20 protein-coding genes and 1 pseudogene are annotated in these 25,327 nt (G+C 69.8%); 15 read left to right on the forward strand and 6 right to left on the reverse strand.

From position 1 onward, the window contains the following. Positions 1 to 4: 4 nt before the first annotated feature. The 9 genes from THESUDRAFT_RS03435 (at position 5) to THESUDRAFT_RS03475 (ending at position 10,558) form a co-directional block, all read left to right on the forward strand. Complete coding sequence (locus THESUDRAFT_RS03435) at positions 5 to 1,138, forward strand: zinc-dependent alcohol dehydrogenase family protein (RefSeq protein WP_006903323.1); 1,134 nt, start codon at positions 5 to 7, stop codon at positions 1,136 to 1,138. A gap of 91 nt (positions 1,139 to 1,229) precedes the next feature. Next, complete coding sequence (locus THESUDRAFT_RS03440) at positions 1,230 to 2,663, forward strand: aldehyde dehydrogenase family protein (protein ID WP_006903324.1); 1,434 nt, start codon at positions 1,230 to 1,232, stop codon at positions 2,661 to 2,663. A gap of 95 nt (positions 2,664 to 2,758) precedes the next feature. Further along, complete coding sequence (locus tag THESUDRAFT_RS03445) at positions 2,759 to 4,078, forward strand: aspartate aminotransferase family protein (protein WP_006903325.1); 1,320 nt, start codon at positions 2,759 to 2,761, stop codon at positions 4,076 to 4,078. Between the two features lie 3 nt (positions 4,079 to 4,081). Further along, positions 4,082 to 5,572, forward strand: coding sequence for a CoA-acylating methylmalonate-semialdehyde dehydrogenase (locus THESUDRAFT_RS03450; protein ID WP_006903326.1), 1,491 nt, complete (start codon positions 4,082 to 4,084; stop codon positions 5,570 to 5,572). Positions 5,573 to 5,750: 178 nt separating this feature from the next. Continuing rightward, a complete protein-coding gene (locus THESUDRAFT_RS03455; protein ID WP_006903328.1) occupies positions 5,751 to 6,911 on the forward strand; it encodes an ABC transporter substrate-binding protein in 1,161 nt (386 codons plus the stop codon). Between the two features lie 124 nt (positions 6,912 to 7,035). Next, positions 7,036 to 7,914: a branched-chain amino acid ABC transporter permease gene (locus THESUDRAFT_RS03460; protein WP_006903330.1), complete on the forward strand. Its 879-nt coding sequence runs from the start codon at positions 7,036 to 7,038 to the stop codon at positions 7,912 to 7,914. 16 nt (positions 7,915 to 7,930) lie between these two features. After that, positions 7,931 to 8,911 (forward strand): branched-chain amino acid ABC transporter permease, encoded by a 981-nt coding sequence (locus THESUDRAFT_RS03465; protein WP_006903331.1) that lies wholly within the window; start codon positions 7,931 to 7,933, stop codon positions 8,909 to 8,911. Continuing rightward, complete coding sequence (locus THESUDRAFT_RS03470; protein ID WP_006903332.1) at positions 8,898 to 9,671, forward strand: ABC transporter ATP-binding protein; 774 nt, start codon at positions 8,898 to 8,900, stop codon at positions 9,669 to 9,671. The genes THESUDRAFT_RS03465 and THESUDRAFT_RS03470 overlap by 14 nt, the downstream gene beginning before the upstream one ends. A gap of 176 nt (positions 9,672 to 9,847) precedes the next feature. Then, complete coding sequence (locus tag THESUDRAFT_RS03475; RefSeq protein ID WP_006903333.1) at positions 9,848 to 10,558, forward strand: ABC transporter ATP-binding protein; 711 nt, start codon at positions 9,848 to 9,850, stop codon at positions 10,556 to 10,558. A 79-nt stretch (positions 10,559 to 10,637) separates the two neighbouring features. On the opposite strand, the pseudogene THESUDRAFT_RS15250 reads toward THESUDRAFT_RS03475, so the two are convergent. From THESUDRAFT_RS15250 to THESUDRAFT_RS03495, 5 genes and pseudogenes are all read right to left on the reverse strand, one after another. Then, positions 10,638 to 10,829 (reverse strand): annotated as a pseudogene (locus tag THESUDRAFT_RS15250) (hypothetical protein); the annotation flags it as partial. A gap of 237 nt (positions 10,830 to 11,066) precedes the next feature. Then, positions 11,067 to 11,642, reverse strand: a complete 576-nt coding sequence (locus THESUDRAFT_RS03480; RefSeq protein ID WP_006903335.1) for an ECF transporter S component — start codon at positions 11,640 to 11,642, stop codon at positions 11,067 to 11,069. 27 nt (positions 11,643 to 11,669) lie between these two features. Then, positions 11,670 to 12,512 (reverse strand): energy-coupling factor transporter transmembrane component T family protein, encoded by an 843-nt coding sequence (locus THESUDRAFT_RS03485; protein WP_006903336.1) that lies wholly within the window; start codon positions 12,510 to 12,512, stop codon positions 11,670 to 11,672. After that, complete coding sequence (locus tag THESUDRAFT_RS13665) at positions 12,499 to 14,496, reverse strand: ABC transporter ATP-binding protein (RefSeq protein ID WP_006903337.1); 1,998 nt, start codon at positions 14,494 to 14,496, stop codon at positions 12,499 to 12,501. The genes THESUDRAFT_RS03485 and THESUDRAFT_RS13665 overlap by 14 nt, the downstream gene beginning before the upstream one ends. 215 nt (positions 14,497 to 14,711) lie before the next feature. Next, entirely contained in the window at positions 14,712 to 15,968 is a 1,257-nt protein-coding gene (locus THESUDRAFT_RS03495) for a Zn-dependent hydrolase (protein ID WP_006903338.1), read from the reverse strand. A gap of 419 nt (positions 15,969 to 16,387) precedes the next feature. Between THESUDRAFT_RS03495 and THESUDRAFT_RS03500 the strand changes: the two genes are divergently transcribed. The 6 genes from THESUDRAFT_RS03500 (at position 16,388) to THESUDRAFT_RS03525 (ending at position 23,542) form a co-directional block, all read left to right on the forward strand. Further along, the gene (locus tag THESUDRAFT_RS03500) at positions 16,388 to 17,761 is read left to right on the forward strand and encodes a dipeptidase (protein WP_006903339.1); all 1,374 of its coding nucleotides are present in this window, start codon (positions 16,388 to 16,390) and stop codon (positions 17,759 to 17,761) included. A gap of 64 nt (positions 17,762 to 17,825) precedes the next feature. Next, the gene (locus THESUDRAFT_RS03505) at positions 17,826 to 19,424 is read left to right on the forward strand and encodes an ABC transporter substrate-binding protein (protein WP_006903340.1); all 1,599 of its coding nucleotides are present in this window, start codon (positions 17,826 to 17,828) and stop codon (positions 19,422 to 19,424) included. Between the two features lie 33 nt (positions 19,425 to 19,457). After that, positions 19,458 to 20,378 carry an ABC transporter permease gene (locus tag THESUDRAFT_RS03510; protein ID WP_006903341.1) on the forward strand — a complete coding sequence of 307 codons (921 nt, stop codon included), beginning with the start codon at positions 19,458 to 19,460 and terminating at the stop codon, positions 20,376 to 20,378. 10 nt (positions 20,379 to 20,388) lie between these two features. Next, positions 20,389 to 21,267 carry an ABC transporter permease gene (locus THESUDRAFT_RS03515; protein WP_006903342.1) on the forward strand — a complete coding sequence of 293 codons (879 nt, stop codon included), beginning with the start codon at positions 20,389 to 20,391 and terminating at the stop codon, positions 21,265 to 21,267. A gap of 183 nt (positions 21,268 to 21,450) precedes the next feature. Further along, a complete protein-coding gene (locus THESUDRAFT_RS03520; RefSeq protein WP_006903343.1) occupies positions 21,451 to 22,449 on the forward strand; it encodes an ABC transporter ATP-binding protein in 999 nt (332 codons plus the stop codon). A 1-nt stretch (position 22,450) separates the two neighbouring features. Then, on the forward strand, positions 22,451 to 23,542 hold the full coding sequence (locus THESUDRAFT_RS03525; protein WP_006903344.1) for an ABC transporter ATP-binding protein: 1,092 nt from the start codon (positions 22,451 to 22,453) through the stop codon (positions 23,540 to 23,542). Positions 23,543 to 23,563: 21 nt separating this feature from the next. Here the strand turns inward: THESUDRAFT_RS03525 and ilvB are convergent, their stop codons facing one another. Then, positions 23,564 to 25,315 (reverse strand): biosynthetic-type acetolactate synthase large subunit, encoded by a 1,752-nt coding sequence (gene ilvB / locus THESUDRAFT_RS03530; RefSeq protein WP_040826231.1) that lies wholly within the window; start codon positions 25,313 to 25,315, stop codon positions 23,564 to 23,566. Between the last annotated feature and the right edge of the window lie 12 nt (positions 25,316 to 25,327).

Here is a 25,327-nt window from a genome sequence, read left to right on the forward strand (position 1 = left end):
GGCCGTGAAAACCAGGGCCGCCATCCTGGTTGAGATGGGACGGCCCCGACCGTACACCGAGTCCCGCCCGGTGGTCGTGGACGAGGTGGACCTGGACGGTCCGGGGTACGGTGAGGTGCTGGTCGAGCTGAAGGCGGCGGGGATCTGCCATTCGGATCTCTCCGTGGTGGACGGGAGCCGGCCCCGGCCCACGCCGATGGTTCTGGGGCACGAGGCGGCGGGGATCGTCCGGGAGACGGGGCCCGGTGTGACCGGCTTGCAGCCGGGTGACCACGTGGTCTTCACCTTCGTTCCCATGTGCGGGCGCTGCGTGTACTGCACCAGCGGCAGGCCCGCCTTGTGCGAGCCGGGCAACGCAGCCAACGCTCGCGGCGAGCTCCTGCGAGGCGGGCGCCGGTTCCACCGCCATGGCGAACCCGTGCACCACCACCTGGGGGTGTCGGCCTTCTCGCAGTTCACCGTGGCGGCCGAGGAGTCCCTGATCAAGATCGATCCCGGCGTCCCCTTCGAGGTCGCCGCCGTGTTCGGGTGTGCCGTGATGACGGGGGTCGGCGCCGTGGTGAACACGGCTCGGGTGGAACCGGGAAGTTCCGTCGCGGTGTTCGGCCTCGGGGGAGTGGGGCTGGCCGCCGTGATGGGCGCCGTGGCGGCAGGGGCGCATCCGGTGGTGGCGGCCGACGTGCTTCCGGAAAAGCTGGAGCATGCCCGTATGCTGGGTGCCACGCACGCCGTCAACGCCCGGTCGGTCGACGCGGTGGAGGCGGTGCGGGATCTCACCGGCGGCGGTGCCGATTACGCCATCGAGGCGGCGGGCAACGCGGACGTTCTCGCCCAGGCGTACCGGGCCACGCGGCGCGGTGGTACGACCATCACCGTGGGCCTGCCCCACCCTGAGGCGACGCTGTCCATCCCGGCGGTGACGGTCACGGCGGAGGAACGGGTCCTCCGTGGCTCCTACATGGGTTCCGCCGTGCCCCGGCGGGACTTGCCGCGTTTCCTCCGCCTTTTCCGGGCGGGCCGGCTGCCCGTCGACCGGCTGATCACCCACCGCCTGGGCCTCGACGAAATCAACCGGGGCTTTGATCGCCTGGCCGCTGGTGAAGCGGTGCGGCAGGTGGTCATGCCCAACGCAGGCTGAGCCGGCCTTCCCGGCGGAAGGTGGCAATCCGCGGGCCCAGCCGGGGGCGGTGGCCCGAGGTCGGCCTGCGGGGACGGGAGGTGTAGAGACCATGGCTGCCGTCGCAGTTCGCACCCACGGCCTGTTCATCGACGGGCATTGGGTCGAGCGGGACGAGACCATTCCGGTGCACAACAAGTACTCGGGCGAGGTGATCGGTTACGTCGCCCGGGCGACGCGCGACGACGTCGAGCGGGCGGTGACGGCCGCGCAGCGGGCGTACCGGGACAACCCCCTGCCGCCCTACCGGCGGTACGAGATCCTCAAGCGGGCCTCGGAGCTGATCCGGGAGCGCAAGCCCGAGCTGGCCCGCACCATCGCCGCCGAAGCGGGCAAGCCCTTGAAGGAAGCCCTGGCCGAGGTCGACCGCTGCACCCAGACCCTGGAGATCTCGGCGGAGGAAGCCAAGCGCATCCACGGCGAGCAGGTGCCCATCGAGGCGGCGCCAGGGGCCGAGAACCGGCTGGCCTTCACCCTGCGGGTTCCCGTGGGGGTGGTGGCGGCCATCAGCCCCTTCAACTTCCCTTTGAACCTGGCCGCCCACAAGGTGGGGCCGTCGCTGGCCGCGGGCAACGCCGTGGTGCTCAAGCCCGCCACCGCCACGCCCCTGAGTGCCGTCCACCTGGTGCAGGCCCTGGTCGATGCCGGCCTGCCCCCCGGCTACCTCAACCTGGTCACCGGTGCGGGCGGGGAGGTGGGGGAGTGGCTGCTGGCCGATCCCCGCATCGCCGCTTACACCTTCACCGGCAGCGCCGCGGTGGGCGAGCGGATCAAGGCGGCATCGGGCCTGCGGCGGGTGGTGCTGGAACTGGGCAACAACTCGGCCACCATCGTCTGCGCCGACGCCGACCTGGACTTGGCCGCCGCCCGCTGCGCCCGGGGGGCCTTCGCCAACGCCGGGCAGATCTGCCTTTCGGTGCAGCGGGTCTACGTCCAGCGGCCCGTCTACGAGGCGTTTCTCGAGAAGCTGGTGGCCGAGACCCGCAAGCTCAAGGTGGGCGATCCCCTCGACCCGGAGACCGACGTGGGGCCCATGATCAGCGAGGCCGAGGCCCAGCGGGCCGAGGCCTGGATCCGCGAGGCGGTGGAACGGGGCGCCCGGGTGCTGGCCGGCGGCCGCCGGCAGGGGCCTGTGCTGGAGCCCACCGTCCTGGTGGACGTCCAGCCGGACCTGAAGGTGGTCTGCCAGGAGGTCTTCGCGCCGGTGGTCTCGGTGGTGCCGTTCGACCATGTGGACGAGGCCATCGCCATGGTCAACGACAGCTTCTACGGCCTGCAGGCCGGCATCTATACCCGGGACATCGGCGTGGCCATGAAGGCGGCCCGGCAGATCGAGGTCGGGGGCGTCATGGTCAACGAGATCCCCAACTGGCGAGTGGACCTGATGCCTTACGGCGGCGTCAAGGGCAGCGGCATCGGCCGCGAGGGGCCGCGGTACGCCATCGAACACCTGACCGACCTGCGGCTGGTGGTGTTCAACCTGTGAGCTGAACCTCCGCATCGCGGCACCGGGGACAAGAGGCCTGGGCCTGCGGGCGGCGAACTACCCCCCAGGGATCTGTCCTGCGGGAGGGGAGACCGATGGCCGATGCCATGCCCGCCATGGCCCACGAAGGGGACGACCTGCGCCGCAAGCAGCGGGAGTACCTGTTCCCCAACCTGGCCACGCTGTACGAAGAGCCGCTGGTCATCGTGCGGGGCGAGGGCAAGTACGTCTGGGACGACCAGGGCCGGCAGTACCTGGACGCCTTCGGCGGGATCCTCACCGTCAGCCTGGGGCATTGCCACCCGGAGGTGACGGAGCGCGTCGCCCGCCAGCTGCGGACGCTGCAGCATGTCTCGACCCTTTACGTGACCGAGCCCCAGGTGCGGCTGGCCGAGCGCCTGGCCGGGCTGGCGCCGGGGGCTCTCAAGCGCAGCTTCTTCACCAACAGCGGCACCGAAGCCAACGAGACCGCCCTGGTGGTGGCCCGGGCCCACACCGGCTGCGACGACGTGATTGTCCTGCGTCACAGCTACCACGGCCGTTCCATGCTGACCATGACCCTGGGCGGGACCCACGGCTACCGGGCTGCCACGCCGGTGCCCGGGGTGCACCACCTAGCCAGCCCCTACTGCTACCGCTGCCCCTTCGGGCTGACCTACCCGTCCTGCGACCTGCGCTGCGCCAAGGATGTGGAGGAACTGATCCAGACCGCCACCTCGGGCCGAGTGGCCGCCTTCGTCGCCGAGCCCATCCAGGGGGTGGGCGGGTTCATCACCCCGCCACCGGAGTACTTCAAGGAAGTGGTCTCCATCGTCCGGCGGTACGGCGGCTTGTTCGTCTGCGACGAGGTCCAGACCGGCTGGGGACGGACGGGCACCTACCTCTGGGGGATCCAGCACTGGGGCGTGGAGCCCGACATCATGACCTCCGCCAAGGGCATGGCCAACGGCCTGCCCATCGGCTGGACCATCACCACCGACGACATCGCCCAATCCTTCCGCCACAGCACCATCTCCACCTTCGGGGGAAACCCCGTCTCCGCCACCGCCGCCCTGGCCGTCATCGACGTGATCCTGGAAGAAGGCCTGGCCGACAACGCCGCCCGGGTGGGCCGGTTTCTCATGGACGGGCTCAAGGCCCTGCAGGAGAAGTATCCCTGCATGGGCGACGTCCGCGGCATGGGGCTCATGATCGGGGTGGAACTCGTCCACGGCGGCAAGCGGCCGGCGCCCGACCTGCTGAACCGGTGGCTGGAGGCGACCCGCAAGCGGGGGCTCCTGATCGGCAAGGGCGGCCTGCACGGCAATGTGGCCCGCATCGCGCCCCACCTCAACGTGACCCGCAGCGACGCGGAGATCATGCTCCGGATCATGGACGAGGCCATGGCCGAGGTCCAGCCCTACATGGAGGTGTGAGCCGTGGCCCAGCTGCGCCTGGAAAGGGACGAACCGGCGCCGGGCGTCCCGGCCGTGCCGGGGCTTGCCGGCGGCCGCTGGATCACACCGGCCGCCGAACGGTGGGAGCTGGTGTACAACCCGGCCACGGGGGAGGTCATCGCCCGGGTGCCCTTCGCCACCGGGGCCGACGTGGCGGCTGCGGTGGAGGCGGCGGCCGCGGCGTACCCGGCGTGGCGCCGGGTTCCTCCGGTGGAACGGGCCCGGCTGATGTTCCGCTACAGGGATCTGCTGGAGCGGCACTTCGAAGAGCTGGCCCTTTCCATCACCCGCGAGCACGGCAAGACCCTGGCCGAAGCCCGGGCCGAGGTGCGGCGGGGCATCGAGGTGGTGGAGTTTGCCGCCGGAGCCCCGACCCTGATGCTGGGGGAGATGGCCGAGGACGTGGCCCGGGGCATCGACAGCGAGCTGGTGCGGGTGCCCCTGGGGGTGGTGGCCGGGATCTGCCCCTTCAATTTCCCGGCCATGATCCCCCTGTGGATGTTCCCCATTGCCGTGGCCTGCGGCAACACCTTCGTGCTCAAACCCTCGGAGCGGACCCCCCTGACGGCCGTGCGGCTGGCGGAACTGTTCCTGGAAGCCGGAGCGCCCGAGGGCGTGCTGAACCTGGTCCACGGGGGCCGGGAGGTGGCGAATGCCCTGGTGGCCCATCCCGGGGTGAAGGCCGTTTCCTTCGTGGGGTCCCAGCCCGCGGCCCAGAACGTCTACGCGGAGGCCGCCCGCCACGGCAAGCGGGTGCAGGCCCTGGGCGGGGCCAAGAACCACCTGATCGTCATGCCCGACGCCGACCTGGAGGCGACGGTGGGGGCGGTGGTGAGTTCGGCCTTCGGCTCCGCCGGCCAGCGGTGCCTGGCGGGCAGCGTGGTGGTGGCCGTCGGGGAGGTGGGGGATCCCCTGGTGGCCGCCCTGGCCGAGGCCGCCGGGAAGCTGGTGGTGGGCGAGGGGACCGATCCGCAGGTCGACATGGGCCCCGTGATCCGGGCCGAGGCCCGGGATCGCATCGCCGGCTACATCGAGCGGGGCGCACGGTCGGGGGCGGCGCTGGTGCTGGACGGGCGGAAGCACCCCCACCTGCGGGGGCCGGAGGGCGGGTTCTGGATGGGGCCGACCCTGTTCGACCACGTGCAGCCCGGGCACGAGCTGGCCTGTGACGAGATCTTCGGTCCCGTACTCTCGGTGGTCCGGGTTCCCGACCTGGATACGGCCATCGCCGTGGCCAACCGCTCGCGCTACGGCAACGCGGCCAGCATCTTCACCCGCAGCGGTGCGGCGGCCCGGGCCTTCCGCTACGGAATCGAGGCCGGCATGCTGGGGATCAACGTGGGGGTGGCGGCGCCCATGGCCTGGTTCCCCTTCTCCGGGTGGAAGGCGTCCTTCTACGGCGATCTCCATGCTACGGGCAAGGACGGGGTCCGGTTTTACACCGAGGTCAAGATGGTGACGAGCCGCTGGTGAGCCTGAGCTGATAAAGGGGGCGGGGAGCCGGCCGGCGGGTGGGAAAACCGCCGTGGGGGCGGGCGGATCCGCCGGGATCCGCCGGAAAAAGAAGATGGGGAAAGGAAAAGGAACGATTCCCGGCGAATGTCTCGTCCACCATTCGCCGTCATCATGTCTTGGCGGGAGGGGTGAAGGGGTGCGCAGACGGCTGGGGGCCGCCGGGATCGGGGTCGTCGTGGCAGCCCTGGTGCTGGGGATGGCGGGCTGCGGCGGGCCCGGGGCGCAGGGGGACGTGGTCAAGATCGGCGTCTCGGCGCCCATCACGGGCAACATCGCGGCCATCGGCGAGTCTACGGAGAAGGCGATCCGCCTGGCGGAGGAAGAGATCAACGCCCAGGGCGGCATCGACGTGGGCGGCCGCAAGATGAAGGTCCAGTTCATCATCGAGGACGACGAGAACAAGCCGGAGTCGACCGCCAGCGTCTTTCAAAAGCTGATCACCCAGGATCAGGTGGTGGCCATCATCGGCTCCCAGAGCTCCAGTGCCAGCAACGCAGGAGCTCCCATCGCCAACGACGCCGGGGTGCCGATGATCTCCCCCTGGGCGACCAACCCCAACGTCACCAAGGACAAGCCCTACGTGTTCCGGGCGGCCTTCATCGATCCCTTCCAGGGGTACGTCATGGCCAAGTTCGCCTATGAGAACCTGGGGGCCCGCAAGGCCGCGGTGCTCTATGACGTGGCCCAGGATTACAACAAGGGCCTGGCCGAGGTCTTCCGCAACGAGTTCACCAAGATGGGCGGCCAGATCACCGCTTACGAGACCTACACCACCGGCGACCGGGACTTCAGCGCCCAGCTGACCTCCATCAAGGCCACGGACCCCGACGTGCTGTTCTTGCCCAACTATTACAGCGAGGTGCCGCTGCAGGTCTCCCAGGCCCGGCGGCTGGGCATCGACGCCATCATCCTGGGTGGCGACGGCTGGGACTCGCCGGAGCTGCTCAACCTGGGCGGCCAGGACCTGGAGGGGAGCTACTTCAGCAACCACTACTCCGCCGAGGCCGACACGCCCAAGGTCAAGGAGTTCGTCGAGAAGTACAAGGCCAAATACGGAACCACCCCCGACGCGGCGGCAGCCCTGACCTATGATTCGGCCTACATCCTGTTCCAGGCCATCCAGCGGGCTGGTTCATTGGACCGGCCAAAGATCCGCGACGCCATCGCCGCCACCCAGAACTTCGAAGGCGTGACGGGGACCATCTCCTATCAGGGCTCGGGGGATCCTGTCAAGCCGGCGGTGATCCTCAAGATCGAAAACGGCGGGTTCAAGTACGAGACCACCATCAACCCGTAAAACGGGGGTAAAACGGGGGTGCGGGCGGGCGCGGGGCCGCCCCGGCGGGCCCGCGGGCCGTGGGGCCCGGTCGGCCTTGGGGACCGGCCTTGCGCCCACCGCCAACCCTGGCGAGGTGCGGCCCTTGGTCACGTTCCTGCAGCAGCTGGCCAATGCCCTGCAGCTGGGTGGGATCTACGCGCTGATCGCCCTGGGATACACCATGGTCTACGGCGTGCTCAAGCTGATCAACTTTGCCCACGGCGACATCTTCATGGTGGCCTGTTTCATCGGTCTCTTCGTCGCCGTGTACCTCAAGCTCCCCCTGGCGGCCGTCCTGGTCCTGACCATGGCGGCCACCGCCCTGCTGGGGGTGACCGTGGAGCGGGTGGCCTACCGGCCGCTGCGGAACGCGCCCCGCATGTCCCTGGTGATCACCGCCCTGGGGGTGGGGCTCTTCCTGGAGAACCTGGTCCGCGCCACGGTGGGGGCCGCACCCCGCAACTTCCCGGCGCTGGTGCCGGCCACCACCTGGAACGTGGGCGGGATCACCGTTTCCGGCGTCCAGGTGCTGATCGTGGCCGTCTCCGTGCTGCTCATGGCCCTGCTCCGCTACGTGGTGATGCGGACCATGCTGGGCAAGGCGATGCGGGCCATCGCCGACAACCGGGAGGTCCTCGGCCTGATGGGCATCAACCCGGACCGCATCATCACGGCCACCTTCGCCATCGGCTCGGCCCTGGCGGCGGCAGGGGGCATCCTGGTCGCCCAGGCCTACCCCGTCATCGAGCCCTACATGGGGATCCTCATCGGGTGGAAGGCGTTCATCGCCGCGGTGCTGGGCGGCATCGGTCTCATCGACGGGGCCATGCTGGGCGGGTTCCTCCTGGGACTCACCGAGGTGCTGGTGGCGGCCTACCTGCCCTCCACCTTCCGGGACGGCATCGCCTTCACCATTCTGATCCTGGTGCTGCTGGTCCGGCCCACGGGCCTTCTGGGCCGGCCCCTGTCGACCAAGGTGTGACGGAGGAGGCGGGGCGGTGCAGACGCAGGCGGTACGAGCGGAGGTGGCCGGCCCGCGGCGGGCGGTGGGATGGGGCTGGGCGGCGGCCGCCGGGGCGGTGGTGGCGCTCTATGCGCTGGGCGAGGCAGGCTGGGTGAGCAGCTACGTCACCCACGTGCTCTGCCTGGTGGGCATCAACATCATCCTGACCGCCAGCCTGAACCTGGTCAACGGCTATCTGGGCGAGTTCGCCATCGGCCACGCGGGGTTCATGGCGGTGGGCGCCTACATCGCCGGGGTGCTCACGGTCAAGCTGGACCTGCCCTTTGCCCTGGCCTTCCTGGCCGCCGGGGTGGCGGCCGGGCTGGTGGCCTGGCTGGTGGGCATCCCCGCCTTCACCATGTTCGGCGATTACCTGGCCATCGTCACCCTGGGGTTCAACATGATCATCGTCAACATCATCAACAACATCGATGCCGTGGGCGGTCCCCGGGGCATGGTGGGGTTGCCCAAGGCGGCCAACCTGCTCTGGGTGTACGGGACGGTCCTGTTCATGCTGTGGCTGTTCCGCAACCTGGTGGATTCCAACTACGGCCGCGCCTTCCACGCCATCCGGCAGGACGAGGTCGCCGCCAACCTGATGGGCATCCGGGTGCGGCGCATCAAGATGCTGGCCTTCGTCCTGGCCGGGTTCTTCGCGGGCCTGGCAGGAGCCCTGTGGGGTCACCTGATCCAGTACATCAACCCCGGTTCCTTCACCTACATCAAGTCCACGGAGATCCTGGCGATGCTGTACCTGGGCGGCATGGGCAGCCTCAGCGGTTCGGTGGTGGGCGCCTCGCTGCTCACCGTGCTGCTGGAGAGCCTGCGGGGTCTGGGCGTCTGGCGCATGGTGATCAGCCCGCTGATCCTGGTGGTGATCATGTTGCGCATGCCCCGCGGCATCCTGGGCTTCCGGGAGCTGCACCTGGGCGGCCTGCGCCGGGTGCGGGGGGTGGGACGCCGTGCCGCTGCTTGAGCTGGACGGGGTGGCCATGGTCTTCGGCGGCCTGACGGCCCTGCACGACCTCCACCTGCGGGTCGAACCCGGCGAGCTGGTGGGGATCATCGGCCCCAACGGCGCCGGCAAGACCACGGTCTTCAACGTGATCACCGGCGTGTACCGGCCTACCCGCGGCCGGATCCGCTTCCTGGACGCGGACCTCACCGGCTTGCCGCCGGCGGAGATCACCCGGCGGGGCATCGCCCGGACCTTCCAGAACATCCGGCTCTTCCCGGAGCTGACGGTACTGGACAACATCTTAGTGGCCCATCACTTCCGGGCGGGCTACGGCCTGCTGCAGGCCGTGTTCCGGGGACCGCGCTTCGCCGCCGAGGAGCGGCGCATGCGGGACGAGGCGATGGAACTCCTCCGCCTGGTGCGCCTCGAAGGGCGGGCCGGCCAGCCCGCCGGCAGCCTGCCCTACGGCGAGCAGCGCCGGCTGGAGATCGCCCGGGCCCTGGCCACCCGGCCCCGCCTGCTGCTGCTGGACGAGCCCGCGGCGGGGATGAACCCGGCCGAGGGCCGCGAGCTGATGCAGTTCATCCGCTGGATCCGGGAACGGTTTGACCTGACCATCCTGCTGATCGAGCACCACATGCCGGTGGTCATGGGCGTCTGCCAGCGCATCGTGGTGTTGAACTTCGGCCGGGTGATCGCCGAGGGGACGCCCGACCAGATCCGGACGAACCCGCAGGTCATCGAGGCCTACCTGGGCGAGCAGGAGGAGGCCGGGTAGGCGGCCCGGCGGTAGGTCGCCCGGCCGCGATGGAGCCGGCCCGGCAGGCCGATGCAAGAAGCCGCCCGGCGGCGGGAGGATGCCGGGGCCCGGTGCCGCTGCCGGGATCCGGCCGGCGGGGGACGCCGGGGCTCCGCGCCGCTAGCGGGACCCGGCAGGCAAGGGGGCGGGATGCGGTGCCGCTGCTGGAGGTCGAAGAGCTCAGCGTTCACTACGGTGCCATCCGTGCGGTGGACGGCATCTCCCTGACGGTGGACGAGGGCGAGGTGGTGGCCCTCATCGGCGCCAACGGCGCGGGCAAGACCACCACCCTGCGGGCCATCTCCCGGCTGGTACCCTGCCAGGGACGCCTCCGCTTCGCCGGCAGGGACATCACGCCCCTGCGCCCCCACCAGGTGGCGGCCCTGGGCGTGGTCCACGTGCCCGAGGGGCGCGGTGTCTTTCCCCGGCTTACGGTGATGGAGAACCTGGAGCTGGCCACCTGGAACCGCCGCCGGGACCGGGAGGGCATCCGCCGGGACCTGCGGCGGGTCTTCGACCTGTTCCCCCGGCTGGAGGAGCGGGCCCACCAGCCCGCCAGCACCCTGAGCGGCGGCGAGCAGCAAATGCTGGCCATCGGCCGGGCCCTGATGATGCGGGGACGGCTCCTCCTCCTGGACGAGCCCTCCATGGGCCTGGCGCCGCTGCTGGTGCGGGAAATCTTTCAGGTCATCGAGGCCATCCGCCGGACAGGCACCACCATCCTCCTGGTGGAGCAGAACGCCCATGCCGCCCTGCGGCTGGCCGACCGCAGCTACGTCCTGGAAACGGGCCGCATCGTGCTGCAGGGCCCGGCAGAGCAGGTGGCCGGCGACCCCCGGGTGCAGGAGGCCTATCTGGGCGCCTGAGGCGGGTGGACACCACCCAGAGGGGGGACGTAGCGCCCGTCCATGGCGGTCCAGCCGCCGTCGACGGGCCGGCCTTGGTGGCGGCGTAGACGCCCTGGCCGGGTTCCACCACCTGGGCGCGGATGGAGGCAAAGGCGATCAGGTTCCCGCCTCCCTGCTGCGCCATAACCCGCCCGGATTCCACCCGCAGGTTGAAGGTGCCCTTGAGGTTCAGGCCCAGCACCCGGTCCAGCTCGTCGCCACCGCCCTGCGGAGTCCAGTACGGTGGCAGATGTCTGGGGTCACGGTCTCGCCCGGGGTGCCGGCCGCCTCAGCTCCCGGGCCAGGGTGCCGAGCCCGGCGGTGTCCCGGCCGGCGGCTACCACGAGGGCGCCGCAGTCCGCCAGGGCCAGGGCGGGGGCTCGCGGCCGGTCACACGGCGCACCGCCTCCGCCGCCGCCCGGAGCAGCGGGTCGCCGGGAGGACTCGCCGCGCTTGCTGCCGCCACCAGCCCCGCGCCGCGCTGGGCTTACACCCGCCGGGCCCGCTGGGCCCGGCCCGTGTCGAGCCGCTTCCACGGCACGGCCACGGCGTAGGTGACAATGGCGGCCACGATGATCTCCGGGATGCCGTGGGTCACCCCCACGGTGAGGGCGACGTTGGCGGGCAGGTAACCCCGCAGGGTGGCCATGGTCAGCACCAGGGCCGTGTTCGTGAGGGTTCCCACTGCCGCTGCGACCCCCAGGGCCAGCCACTCGTTCCGCCGCAGGGCGGCGTAGGCATAGTAGGCCGTGATGCCGATGAAGATCCGCGGCAGGATCGCCACCAGCGGGTCCATGAACAGCGGCTGGGTCGCGTTGACCAGGCTGAAGATGCCGAAGATGGTACCGATGATGGCGCCCACCAGCGGGCCCTCCACCACGGCACCGATGATGGCCGGCACGTGCATGATGGTGGCGTTGATCCCCGTCGGCATCGGGATGAAGCCGAGCCGCGTCACGCCCAGCAGGATGGCGACGGCGGCCAGCACCCCGGCGACGACGATCCGCCGTACCGACAGGCTGTAATTGGACGGGCGGGTGTTGGACGGGCCGAAATCGGTCATTGAAACTTACCTCCTTTCCGGTCCCTGTCAAAAGGGAAACGGTACCAGAAGAACCACCAGGGCGACCATCAGGCTGAGGGCCACCGCTGCCCCGTCCCGGGCCGTGGCCCGCAGCTCGATCAGGGCCGAGCGGTCCTGGCCGCCCACGTAGCCCCGCGCCTCCATGGCCAGGGCCAGTTCTTCCGCCCGTTCCAGGGCGATGGTGAACAGCGGCACCAGCAAAGGCAGCATGCTCACCGTCCGGCGGACGAAGTTGAACCGGCCGCCCGATCCGAAGTCGGCACCGCGGGAGACCTGAGCCTTCATGATCCGCTCCAGCTCCTGGGCGAAGGTGGGCACGAAGCGCAGGGCGATGGTGACGATCAGGGCCAGCTCGTGGGCCGGAACCCGCAAGGGCCGCAAGGGGCGGAGCAACCCCTCGAGGCCGTGGGCCAGCTCGGTTACCGCGGTGGTGAAGGTCACCGTGCTGGCCAGCAAAATCAGCTCCACCAGGCGCAGGAAGGAGACCGCGATGGCCTGCACCGTGGCCTGGGTGATGACCACGAACCCGTACTCCCAGAGCACGGGGCTTGCCGGGTCCAGGCTCCGGCCGAAGAACAGCAGCTGGATCACGGCCAGGATGACGAGAAAGGGCAGGGCAGGCAGGACGCCACGCAGTGCGTAGCCCAGCGGGATCCGGGCCAGGGCCAGGATGGCCGCCAGCACCAGGAGCAGCAGCCCGTGTCCCAGGTAGCTGGCATTGGCCGTGATGGCCACCAGCAGGATGGTGGCGCAGAGCAGCTTGGCCCGGGGATCCAGCCGGTGGATCACCGACCCCGTGGGCAGGTACTGACCGAGGGTGATGTTGCGCAGCAGGTCAAGCTCCTGCACGGCCGTGGGCCTCCTCGGGAACCGTGAGCAGCCGGATGATGGCTGCGGCCACCTCCTGGGGGTGGATGGCGCCGGCGGGTACCGGCAGGCCGGCGGCCCGCAACCCATGGGCCACCTGGGCCGCCGGCGGGACGTCCAGCCCCAGGGCTTGCAGGGCCGCGGGGCGGGCGAAGAGGGACCGGGGTGTGCCGTGCAGGACCACCCGGCCCCCCGCCAGCACGTAAGCATAGTCCGCCAGGCGGGCCACCTCGTCCAGGTTATGGCTGACCAGCACCACCGTCAGCCCCTCCCGCTCCCGCAGCTCGGCCAGGATGGCCAGCAGCTCCTCGCGGCTCTGGGGATCCAGGCCGGCCGTGGGCTCGTCCAGGACCAGGATCTCGGGGCGCAGGGCCAGCACGCCCGCCAGGGCCACCTTGCGGCGCTGGCCGCCGCTGAGGGCGAAGACGGGCCGGTCGCGGAAGGTGTCAAAGTCCAGCCCCACCACGTCCATGGCCCACCGCACCCGCTGGCGCAGGGCATCGCCGCGCAGGCCGTACTTGTAGGGGCCGAAGGCCACCTCGTCGCCCACGAAGCGTTCGAACAGCTGATCTTCCGGTCGCTGGAAGAGGATGCCCACCCGCCGGCGCAGGGCCCGCAGGTCCGCCCGGGGGCTGGCCAGGTCGATGCCGGCCACCCGGACCCGGCCCCGCTGGGGCCGGAGCAGGCCGTTGAAGTGTTGGATCAGGGTCGACTTCCCCGAGCCCGTCGGGCCGATGATGGCCACCACCTCGCCGGCGCCGGCGACCAGGGAAACCCCGTCCAAAGCCCGGTGGGCGAGGGGCGTACCCGGCAGGTAGTCGCGAGCCAGATCTTCCACCAGGATGACGGGGTCCGGCAGGTGGCGGCGCCCACCGGGGGCCCCGCCATGGGGTTCCGCCGACGTCGGGGCGCGTTCACCCGGCTGCCCGCCGCCAGCGGCCTGGTAGGCCCCCTGGGGGGCCCTGCCGGCGCCGCCGGTTGCTCCGGTTCCCCCCAGCCAGGGGGATGTCGCCGTCCAAGGGGCTGCGTTGAAGGCAGCGCCACTGGGGGTGCCCCCGCGAGGCGCTTCACCGTTCGGGGTTGTCAAATGGGCTGTCGTCAATCCGGCCCGGGAAGCGGCTCGCTCCAGCACGGCCTGGACCAGTTCGTCGACGGTCAGCACCCGGGCGGGAAAGCCCGGCACAGCCCGGGCCACCTGGCGGGCGATGGCCACCGTGGGCGGCACATCCAGGCCGTAACGCTGCAGCCGCTCGGGTTCGACCAGCACGGTGCCCGGCGGGCCATCGGCTTCCACCCGCCCCCGGTGGAGGAGCACCACCCGGTCCGCCCGGGCGGCCTCGTCCATGTGGTGGGTGACCTGGATCACCGTCACCCCGGCCCGGTGCAGCCGGTCGAGGATCGCCATGACGCTGCGGCGGCCGGCGGGGTCCAGCATGGCCGTGGCCTCGTCGAAGATCACCGCCCGCGGCCGCATGGCCAGGACGCCGGCGATGGCCACCCGCTGGCGCTGGCCGGCCGAAAGCAAATGGGGCGGGCGCAGGGCAGCCGCTTCCATCCCGGTCCAGGCCAGGGCTTCGGCGACCCGCCGCTCGATCTCCGCCCGCGGGACGCCCAGGTTCTCGGGGCCGAAGGCCACGTCTTCCCGCACGATGGTGGCCACGATCTGGCTGTCGGGGTTCTGGAAAACCATGCCCACGGTGGCGCGGACCTGCTTGCGCAGGGCGGGGTCGGCCAGCACGTGGCGCGTGTCGCGCCCGTCCACCAGGACGGTTCCGGCGGTGGGCAGGAGCAGGGCGTTGAAGTGGCGGGCCAGGGTGGACTTGCCGCTGCCGTTGGAGCCGACCACGGCCAGGTGCTCGCCCGGCTCGATGCTGAGGGACACGCCGGCCAGGGCTTGAACCGGCGCGGCCAGCCGCTCGGAGTAGGCGAACTCCACGTCCCGGGCTGCAATGAGGTGTCGCGTCATGGAATGCATACTTTAATTATGGAATGGCACCCCGTGTTCTGCCCCCGGATGGCTGAAACAGTTCGCACCATCGGGACCAACTCCTGCGGCGCGACGGGATGCAGGGGCATAGGAAGCATGGTCAAAGGAAGCGTGGTCAGAGGACGCAGTGCCCCACAAGGGGGGTCGGCCACGGGGCGCAAGCCGGGTGGGGCTCGTGGTGCCGGGGCTCCCTCTCAGGGGAGGATGCGGTCCAGGTATTGAAGGGCAACGGCCAGCACCTGGGTACCGCGGGCCACGTCGTCGGGAGAAGACCACTCCTCCGGGCAGTGGCTGAGGCCCCCGCGGCAGGGGATGAAGAGCATGCCCATGGGAGCGATGCGCGCCAGGTGCATGGCGTCGTGCCCGGCGCCGCTGGCCAGGTGCAGCACCGGATAGCCCAGCTCGTGGGCCGCGACCTCGAGGGCCTCCATCACCTGCGGGTCGGCCGCGGCTCCCTCGGCCCGTCCGAGGCAGCGGCTGGTCCACCTCACGCCACGTGTCTGGGAGATCCCCTCGATGGCGGTGCGGATGTCGGCCCAGGCCTGCGCCAGCCGCCGCGGGTCGTGGCTGCGCACGTCGACCGTGAGTTCGGCCTTGCCCGGGACCACGTTGACGTTGTTCGGTTCGATGAGCAGGCGGCCGGTGGTCGCGACGCAATGGCCGCCGGTGGCAAGCTCACGGCCCGTACGCTCGACCGCCAGGATGACCTCTGCCGCCGCCGCCAGGGCATCGCGCCGCAGTTCCATGGGAGTCGTCCCCGCATGGCCCGGTTGGCCCTCCAGGGTCACGCTGTGCCACTCCATGCTGGCGATGGCGGTCACGAGCCCGATGGGTACACCGCGCTGCTCCAGCACGGGCCCCTGCTCGATGTGCAGCTCCACATACGCCGCGACATCGCCCGGCCGGCGCAGGGGAGCGGAGAGGCTGCGGGGTTCCCCGCCCATGCGCCGGATGCCCTCGGCCAAGGTTTCACCGGCCGGGTTGACCTCTGCCAGCATCTCCGGCGCGAGGCCTCCGGTCAGCGCCAGGCTGCCGATGCAAGAGGGTCCGTAGTCGCTGGGTTCCTCCGCGAGGAAGTCGACAACCTCTACCGGGTGGCGCAGCCGTACCCCTGCCTCCCGCAGGGCGCGCACCGCCTCTAGGGCGCCGAGGACGCCGGCCACCCCGTCGAACCGCCCTCCATCGAGGACGGTGTCGGTGTGCGATCCCAGCATCAACGGCGACCGCCCTGGCTCGGTTCCCTCCCACCGGCCGATCAGGTTGCCACCCGCGTCGACGCGAACCGCCAGGCCCGCCTCCTGCATGCGGGCGGCGAGCCAGCGCCGGCCCGCCTGGTACACCTCCGTGAACGCGCGGCGGGTGTATGGTCGGTCCGGTTCCGTGAAGGCGGCAAGTTGCATGATGTCGGCCCAGAGCCGCTCGGTGCGTACCGTCGGGCGTGACCCCGGCACCGTTTTCACGTCTCCCTTCGCCCACATGGGGTTCTTCGATCTGGTTCCTGCGATCAACTCCTTTCCTTCGACCTGTGCTGTACAGGACACCTTCCGGTACGGAATGCCTCCCGTCGTCCACGGCCGGTCAGGAACCCCCGCACCTCGCCAGCAGGAATTGCTGAATCTACAGAGTATGACTTGTGAAACAACAACATGCCCCCACTTTGTTTCGAAATATGAAACCATCTAGGGAAATATTGGCGAGAAGCGGATGTATCGCACAACAACCTGCATACCGGCAAGCAGGCATGATGGGAGCCGGCGTGAATGCCCCATTCCGGGCGCTGTTGGCCGGCCGCCGTCCCTGCCCGGGGAATCCTTGCCGACGGCTTGTTAGGACGAGGCAACCCTGACCTGACGACGAGGAGGTCGCGACCATGGCGTCCTGGCAGCATTATCTGGATGACCACCGCACCCGGTTCCTCGAAGACTACCTCGACCTGCTGCGCATCCCCAGCATCTCCGCCCTGCCCGAGCACGCCCAGGACGTACGGCGGGCGGCGGAATGGGTCGCACGCCGGCTTGAGGCCGCGGGCCTTGAGGGCGTGCGGGTGATGGAGACCGGCGGGCACCCGGTGGTGTATGGCGAGTGGCTGCACGCGCCGGGCAAGCCCACCGTGCTGATCTATGGCCATTTCGATGTGCAGCCCGTCGACCCGCTCGAGCTGTGGTCGAGCCCGCCCTTCGACCCGTCGATTCGGGATGGCCGGGTCTACGCCCGGGGTGCCTCCGACAACAAGGGCAACTTCATCCTGGCGGTGTTCGCCGTCGAGGCGCTGCTGCGCGGCGAGGGCCGGCTGCCCCTGAACGTCAAGTTCTTCCTAGAGGGGCAGGAGGAGATCGGCAGCCCCCAGCTGCCTGCCTTCATCGCCCAGCACAAGGACCTTCTGGCCTGCGACCTGGTGATCAGCACCGACGGCGCCAACTGGGCGGAGGACCAGCCCTCCTTGTCCGTCGGCTCCCGCGGCCTCTGCGCGCTCCAGATCGACGTGCAGGGTGCGAGCAGCGACCTCCACTCCGGCCTCTACGGCGGTACGATCCAGAACCCCATCCACGCCCTGGTCCGGCTGCTGGATTCCATGCGCAGCCCGGACGGGAAGATCCTGGTCGAGGGCTTCTACGACCGGGTGGCGCCCCTTTCCTCCGAGGAACGGGAGATGCTGCCCCGCATCCCCTTCGACGAGGAGGCCTACGCCCGGAACCTGGGCGTGCCCGCGACCTTCGGCGAGCCCGGCTACACCACCCTGGAGCGGGCCTGGATCCGTCCCACCCTGGAGATCAACGGGATCTGGGGCGGCTTCCAGGGCGAGGGCACCAAGACCGTCCTCCCAAACGAGGCCCACGCCAAGATCTCCTGCCGCCTCGTGCCCGACCAGGACCCGGAGGAGATCATCGCCTGCATCAAAGCCCACGTGGAGCAGAACGCCACGCCGGGCGTGCGGGTGACCGTGCGCCCCTTCCCCGGCAGCGCGCACCCCTACGTGGTGCCGCCGGACCTGCCCGCCCTGCGGGTGGCCCGCCAGGTGCTGGCCGAGGTGTACGGCAAGGAGCCCTACCTGATCCGTACGGGAGGAACCGTACCCGTCCTGGCCCTGTTCCTCGCCCACCTGGGCGCCCACACCATCACCGTGGCCTTCGGTGTCGAGGACGAGCGGTTCCACGCGCCGGACGAGTTCTTCCGCCTGGAGAACTTCGACCGCGGGCAGCGGGGGTATGTCCGGCTGCTGCAGAGGCTCGGGGAGGAGGCATGACGGCGGGCCCCGGGCCGGGTCGCCAGGTGCGACAGCCACCATTCATGACGAGGAGGGATGCCGAATGCGGTGGCTTAAATCCATGCGGGTTGTCACGTTGGCCGTCGTCCTCGTCGCTGCCCTGTTGCTTTCCGCCTGCTCGGGCGGCGGGGCCGCTCCGTCCGGGAGCTCCGGGGGCGGGTCCGGCAGCAGTGCGGATGGGGACAAGACCTTCCGCATCGCCGTGGGAATCGATCCCGATACGCTGGATCCCGCCGGCATGACCACCACCACCGTGGCCAACATGGTGGACTACATCGTCGAGACGCTGGTCAAGATCGACAAAGACGGGAATATCCAACCGGCTCTGGCGGAGTCGTGGCAGGTGGCTCCCGATGGCCGGTCGATCACCTTCAAGCTGCGGCAGGGAGTCAAGTTCCAGGACGGCACGCCGTTCAACGCCGAGGCCGTCAAGTTCAACATCGAGCGGATCCTGAACCCCGACGTGCGGATGCCGCTGCGGGCGAGTTACGCGGTGATCCAGGGCGTGGAGGTACAGGATGAGTACACCGTGACCCTCCAGCTCAAGGAGCCTGCGCCGTATCTGCTGGGCGCTCTCACCTACACCGCGGCCGGGATGATCTCGCCGAATTCCGTCAACGAGCACGGCAACAGCATGACGGCTTATCAGCACCCGGTGGGCACGGGTCCATACGTCTTGAAGCAGTACACCAAGGGCAGCCAGCTCGTCCTGGAGAAGTTCCAGGACTACTGGGGCGAGAAACCCTATTATGACCAGGTCGTGTTCCAGATCGTGCCCGAGGCGGCGACCCGGGAGAGCCTCCTGCTCGCCGGTCAGGTGGACATGATCATCTTGCCGCCGACCTCCGACATTCCCGCGTTGCAGAAGAACTCGAAGGTCAAGGTCCTGCTCGCGCCCAGCGACCGGACAATCTTCGTCGCGATCAACACCCAGCACCCGGCGCTGAAGGACAAGCGGGTGCGTCAGGCCCTTAACTACGCGGTGAACAAGGAAGAGATCATCGAGAACGTGCTCTTCGGCGCCGCCGACGTCATGGACGCGCCCATGGCCAAGCCGCTCTTGGGGTATTGCCAGACGGGTCCTTACCCGTACGACCCCGAGAAGGCCAAGCAACTGCTGCAGGAGGCCGGGGTGACGAACCTGGAGCTGAAGTTCGTCACGCCGACGGGGCGGTACTTGCAGGACTACCAGGCCGCCCAGGCCATCGCCAACTTCTTGCAGCAGGCCGGCGTCAAGACGACCCTGTCAACCATGGACTGGCCGACCTACACCGCCACGGTGCAGGTACCGCCCGAGCAGGCGACGGTGCAGCTCCACATCCTGGGCTGGGCACCGACCTTCATGGACGCCCAGCAGCAGATGCTGCAGTTCACCAAGGACAACCACCCGCCTAAGGGCCTGGCGTCCTCTTACTACACCAACCCGCGGGTGGAGGAACTGGTGGCCCAAGCCAACCGCGAGGTCGACCAGGCGAAGCGCGAGCAACTGTACTGTGAGGCGGCCAAGATCATCTGGGAGGACGCGCCCTGGATCTTCCTCTGGGTGCAGCGGTTCCCGATCGTACACTCGGCCGAGGTGACCAACATCTCGTACCTGCCCAACGAGAAGTTCGATGCCATCTACGCGCGGCCGGTTCAGTGACGGGTATGCGGGAGGGGGCCGCCTCGATCGCCGATGAAACGGTACATCGTGAAGCGCCTGTTGGCAGCCGTGATCACCTTGCTCGGCGTCACCTTCGCCGTGTTCCTCACCGTGCGGCTCATTCCGGGTGACCCGGCGGTGGTCATCGCCGGCCCTATGGCGAGCGCCCAGGAGGTCGAGCGCATCCGCACCCAGCTGGGACTCGACCGGCCGTTCCTGGAGCAGTACGGGGCCTACCTTTCCCGGCTGATCCGGGGTGACCTGGGTGTTTCGGCCCGTACCCAGCAACCGGTATTGCGTGAGATCCTGGCGCGGCTGCCCTACACCCTGGAACTGGCATTGGTGAGCGGTGCCCTGGCGACGGTAACGGGGGTGGCGGCGGGGGTGATCGCCGCCACCCGCCGCTACACGCTGTTCGACTACCTGGCCTCATTCGGCACGTTGCTCGGCGTCTCGATGCCTGTCTACTGGCTCGGCATCCTGCTCATCGTGCTCTTTGCCGTGCGCCTGCAGTGGCTGCCGGCCGCCGGGGCGGACGAACCGGCGAGCATCGTGTTGCCGGCCTTGACCCTCACTGCCTATTCGGTGGCGCTGGTGGCACGGATGACCCGGGCCACGATGTTCGAGGTGCTGGAGCAGGACTACGTGCGGACGGCATGGGCCAAGGGATTGCCGCGGCGGCGCATCATCTACCGGCATGCCCTGCGTAACGCGCTGGTCCCCATCGTCACCGTGGTAGCGCTGCAGTTCGGCGCCCTGCTGGGCGGTGCGGTTCTCACCGAGTCCGTGTTCGCGTGGCCGGGCCTCGGCCTGCTGCTGGTGGACTCCATCTTTGCCCGGGATTTTCCCATGGTGCAGGGCATCGTCCTGATCTACTCGACCATGATCATCCTTTTGAATCTTGGGGTGGATCTGCTCTATGCCTACGTTGACCCCCGGATCCGCTACGGTTGAGACGGCGCCCATGGCACCCGAGGGCCGAGTACCCGAGCGGGCGCGGCGCGGGGCGTTCTGGCGGCGGTTTCGTCGCAACAGGCCGGCGGTGGTCGGACTGGTCATCGTGGTGCTGCTCACGTTGCTGGCCATCCTGGCGCCCGTGCTGACGTCCCACGACCCGCAGGCCCAGAAGCTCTCGGCCGTCTTCCAGCCGCCGTCGCGAGAGCATCCGCTGGGGACCGACCACCTGGGACGGGATATGGCCGCGCGGCTCCTCTACGGGGCGCGCTACTCCCTGGCGATCGGTGCCCTGGCGGTGGCCATCGGTTTGGCCGTGGGGGTTCCTCTGGGGGTCGTGTCCGGGTACTACGGGGGCTTCGTCGATTTGATCATTCAGCGGGTGACGGACATCTTGCTCTCGTTCCCGACCTTCCTCCTGGCCCTGTTGCTGGTGGCAGCGCTGGGCGTCGGCGTCGAGAATGCCGTGCTGTCCGTGGGCATCGGGACGATCCCGGCCTTTGTACGGATCGTGCGGGGGGTCGTGCTCGTGCTCAGGGAGCAGCCCTACGTGGAAGCCGCGCGTTCCATCGGGGTCTCGGACGGGCGTGTGATCTTCCGTCACATCCTGGTCAACGCGTGGCCCCCGGTCATCGTGCAGGCGACTCTGAGCATGGGTTCGACCATCCTCGTCGCCTCCGGCCTCGGGTTCCTGGGCCTGGGCGTGCCCCCGGGGACCCCCGAGTGGGGCGCGATGCTGGGCGAGGGCCGGCAGTATATCTTTAGCGCCTCCCACCTGGCGACCATCCCCGGTGTTGCCATCTTCCTGGCCGTGCTCGCCTTCAACCTGGTCGGCGATGGGTTGCGGGATGCCCTGGACCCGCGCCTGCGGAACGTCAAGGCCGCATGAGCGACTCGAGGTCGCCTGACCGGCGCCGCCCCGATGCGGGTTCCTGAGGACGCTCGGGCAGAGTCGAGGGGTGCGACTGTGCATGGCAGGGGGGCAGGGCCGGGCTGTGCCCGCAGGTATCGGGCCGAGGTGGCCACGTGATGTTCTGTGCCTTGCGGCTGGTTGGACGGAGCGTGAGAACGCATGCAACAGGACGACTTGTTGGAGATCCGAGGTCTACGGACGAGCTTTCAGACGGAAGAGGGGCCGGTTCCCGCCGTCCACGGTGTCGATCTCACCATTCGCCGCGGCGAGACCCTGGCGGTGGTGGGGGAGTCCGGTTGTGGCAAGAGCGTGACGGCTCTCTCCATCCTGCGTCTGATTCCCTCACCCCCGGGCCGGATCGAGGCGGGACAGATCATCTTCGAGGGGCGCGATCTCCTCCGCCTGTCCGAAGAGGAGATGCGGCGCATCCGCGGCAACGAGATCGCCATGATCTTTCAGGAGCCCATGACCTCCCTCAACCCGGTCTTCACCGTCGGAGACCAGATTGCCGAGGTGTTCATGTTCCACCGGGGTATGAGCCGTCGGGACGCCCTGGAACAGGCGGTGGAGATGCTCCGGCACGTGGGCATCCCGGCGCCGGAGCGGCGGGTGCGAGAGTACCCGCACCAGATGTCGGGCGGGATGCGGCAGCGGGTCATGATCGCCATGGCCCTGGCCTGCCATCCCAAGCTCCTCATCGCCGACGAGCCGACGACGGCCCTGGACGTGACCATCCAGGCCCAGATCCTCGACCTGATGCGCCGGCTCAAGGAGGAGCTGGGCATGGCCATCCTGCTCATCACCCACGACCTGGGCGTGGTGGCGGAGATGGCCGAGCGGGTCGTGGTGATGTACGCCGGTCGGGTGGTGGAGGAAGGCGACGTGTACTCGATTTTCCGCAATCCCGTCCACCCGTACACGGAAGGGCTCTTGCGCTCCATCCCGCGCCTGGACGAAGACCGCGAGCGGCTGCCCGCCATCGAGGGCACCGTACCGAGCCCTGGGCAACTGCCCCGGGGGTGCCCGTTCCACCCGCGCTGCCCCTATGCCACGGACACCTGCCGGGAGGTCGAACCCCGCCTGGAACCGCTGGGCGAGGGGCGGTACGCGGCCTGCCACCTGGCGGCGGAGCGCCTGACCGGGGAGGGGGTGGTCTGAGATGACGGCAGAGGTGGCGACGCGGTCGCCGGACCCGGCCGTGGGACCCCGGCAGGAGGTCCTGGTGCAGGTCCGCGATGTACGCAAGTGGTATCCGGTGACCGGCGGCGGTCTGTTCTCCGCGGTCATCGGCCACGTCAAGGCGGTGGACGGCGTCAGCTTCGACATCTACCGCGGGGAGACCCTGGGCCTGGTGGGCGAGTCGGGCTGCGGCAAGACCACCCTCGGCAAGGTGATCCTGCGGCTGCAGGAGCCCACTGCCGGTTCCGTGCTGTTCGAGGGCCGGGACGTGTTCAAGATGAAGCCCGAGGAACTCCGCCGGCTGCGCCGCGAGATGCAGATCGTGTTCCAGGACCCCTACGCTTCCCTCAACCCGCGGATGACGGTGGAGGAGATCATCGGAGAGCCTCTCGAGGTCCACGGCGTCGCGCGGGGCCCGGCCAAGCGGAAGCGCGTCAAGGAGCTCTTGGAAGTGGTCGGCCTGTCTCCGGCCCACGCCCACCGCTACCCCCACGAGTTCTCGGGCGGCCAGCGGCAGCGCATCGGCATCGCCCGGGCCCTGGCCCTGAACCCCAAACTGATCGTATGCGACGAGCCCGTGTCGGCCCTGGACGTGTCCATCCAGGCCCAGATCCTCAACCTCCTGGCCGACCTGCAGAGGGAGTTCGGTCTCACCTACCTGTTCATCGCCCACGGCCTGGCGGCGGTGAAGCACATCTCCAACCGGGTGGGCGTGATGTACCTGGGGAAGCTGGTAGAGCTGGCGGACAAGCACGAGCTCTACCGCAATCCCCTGCACCCCTACACCGAGGCGCTGCTGTCGGCGATCCCCATCCCCGACCCTACGGTGAAGCGGGAGCGCATCATCCTCCAGGGCGACGTGCCCAGCCCGCTGAACCCGCCGCGGGGGTGCCGGTTCCACACCCGCTGCCCGCTGGCGGAGGCGATCTGCCGGGAGAAGGAGCCGCCGCTGGTGGACATCGGCGGCGGTCACTGGGTGGCCTGCCACCTGCGGGCGGGGGAGGGGGCGACGGCACTAGCCGGTGCCGCCGTATCCCACCGGCGGGTACCCGACGACGTTGTGGCCCGATAACGTTGCGGGGTAGCCTGCCGGCTACCCCACGATCATCTCCTTCAGCGCCGCCCCCGGCGGCACCATGGGCAGCACGTGCTCCTCTTGCCGCACCACGCAGTCCACCACCACCGGCCCCGGGCGGGCCAGGGCCTCGCGCACCGTCCCGGCCAGTTCGTCCGGGTGGGTGATGCGGTAGGCCGCCACCCCGTAGGCCTCGGCCAGCTTGACGAAGTCCGGCTGGTGCTCGAAGACGCTGGCCGACAGCCGCTGCCCGTAGAACAGGTCCTGCCACTGCCGCACCATGCCGTGGGCGCGGTTATTAATAATGAAGACTTTCACCGGTAGCCCTAGCTCGGCCAGCGTCGACAGCTCCTGGACGTTCATCTGGAAGCTGCCGTCGCCGTCGATGCACAGCACCCGGGCGTCCGGGCGGGCCAGCTGGGCGCCGAGGGCGGCGGGCAGTCCGTAGCCCATGGTGCCCAGGCCGCCGGAGGTTAAAAACTGCCGGGGCCAACGATAGCGGTAGAACATGGCCGCCCACATCTGGTGCTGGCCGACGCCGGTGACCACGAGGGCGTCACCGCCCGTGGCGCGCTCGAGCTCCTCGATCACCGCCTGGGGAAGCAGCTCGCGGCGGGCCAGGTCCCGGTCGTAGCGGTACGGGTGCTCCTGCTTCCAGCCGTTCACCCGCTCGAGCCACGGGCTGCGATCGGACCACTCGTCCGGACGAACCCGGCCCAGGGCCTCCCGCAGCGCCTCCAGCCCCTGCCGGGCGCCGGCGGCGATGGCCACCCGCGGTGCCTTGACCTTGCCCAGCTCGGCGGCGTCGACGTCGATGTGGATGATGGCGGCCTCCGGGGCGAAGTCCGACACCCTGCCGGTCACCCGGTCGTCAAAGCGGGCCCCGACGGCGATCAGGCAATCGGTCTCGGTCAGGGCCATGTTGGCGGCGTAGGTGCCGTGCATGCCGGGCATGCCGAGGAAGAGGGGATGGTCGCCCGGCATGGCGCCCAAGGCCATGAGGGTGGTCGTGGTCGGAAGAACCGCCCCTTCGGCCAGCTGGCGCAGCGCCTCGGCGGCCCCGGCGACGATCACGCCGCCCCCGGCATAGAGCACGGGCCGGCGGGCGCGGGCGATGAGCCGGGCAGCCTCCTCGAGGCGCTCCGCATCGTGCGGGCGAGGATGCCAGCGCCCAGGGGGGGTGGGTCGGGCGAGGCCCGTCCCGGAATCCGCGGCGGAATGCCCGAAACAAGATACCGAACGCCGCAACGGCCGGTCCCAGGCCCGAGGCGAGATGGTGGCCGTGAAGACGTCCTTGGGGATGTCCACCAGCACCGGCCCGGGGCGGCCGGATGCAGCCACGGCGAAGGCCTCCCGCAGGACGGCGGGCAGCTCCTCGGGGTCCAGCACCAGGTAGTTGTGCTTGGTCACCGGCATGCTGACACCGAAGGTATCGGCTTCCTGGAAGGCGTCGGTGCCGAGGAACGCCCGCCCCACGTTGCCGGTGACGGCCACCACGGGGACCGAATCCAGATAAGAGGTGGCCAGGCCGGTGATCAGATTGGTCGCTCCAGGGCCCGAGGTGGCGATGCACACCCCCACCCGCCCGCTGGCCCGGGCGTAGCCGTCGGCGGCCAGGGCGGCACCCTGCTCGTGGCGGGCCAGGACGTGGCGGATGGGGGCACCGTAGAGGGCGTCGTAGAGGGGCAGCACGGCGCCGCCGGGAATGCCGAACACCACCTCCACGCCCTGCTCGACCAGGACCCGCACCACCGCTTCCGCACCGGTCATGGGTGCACGCTC

This window comes from Thermaerobacter subterraneus DSM 13965 (genome assembly GCF_000183545.2).
GTDB classification, from domain to species: domain Bacteria; phylum Bacillota; class Sulfobacillia; order Thermaerobacterales; family Thermaerobacteraceae; genus Thermaerobacter; species Thermaerobacter subterraneus.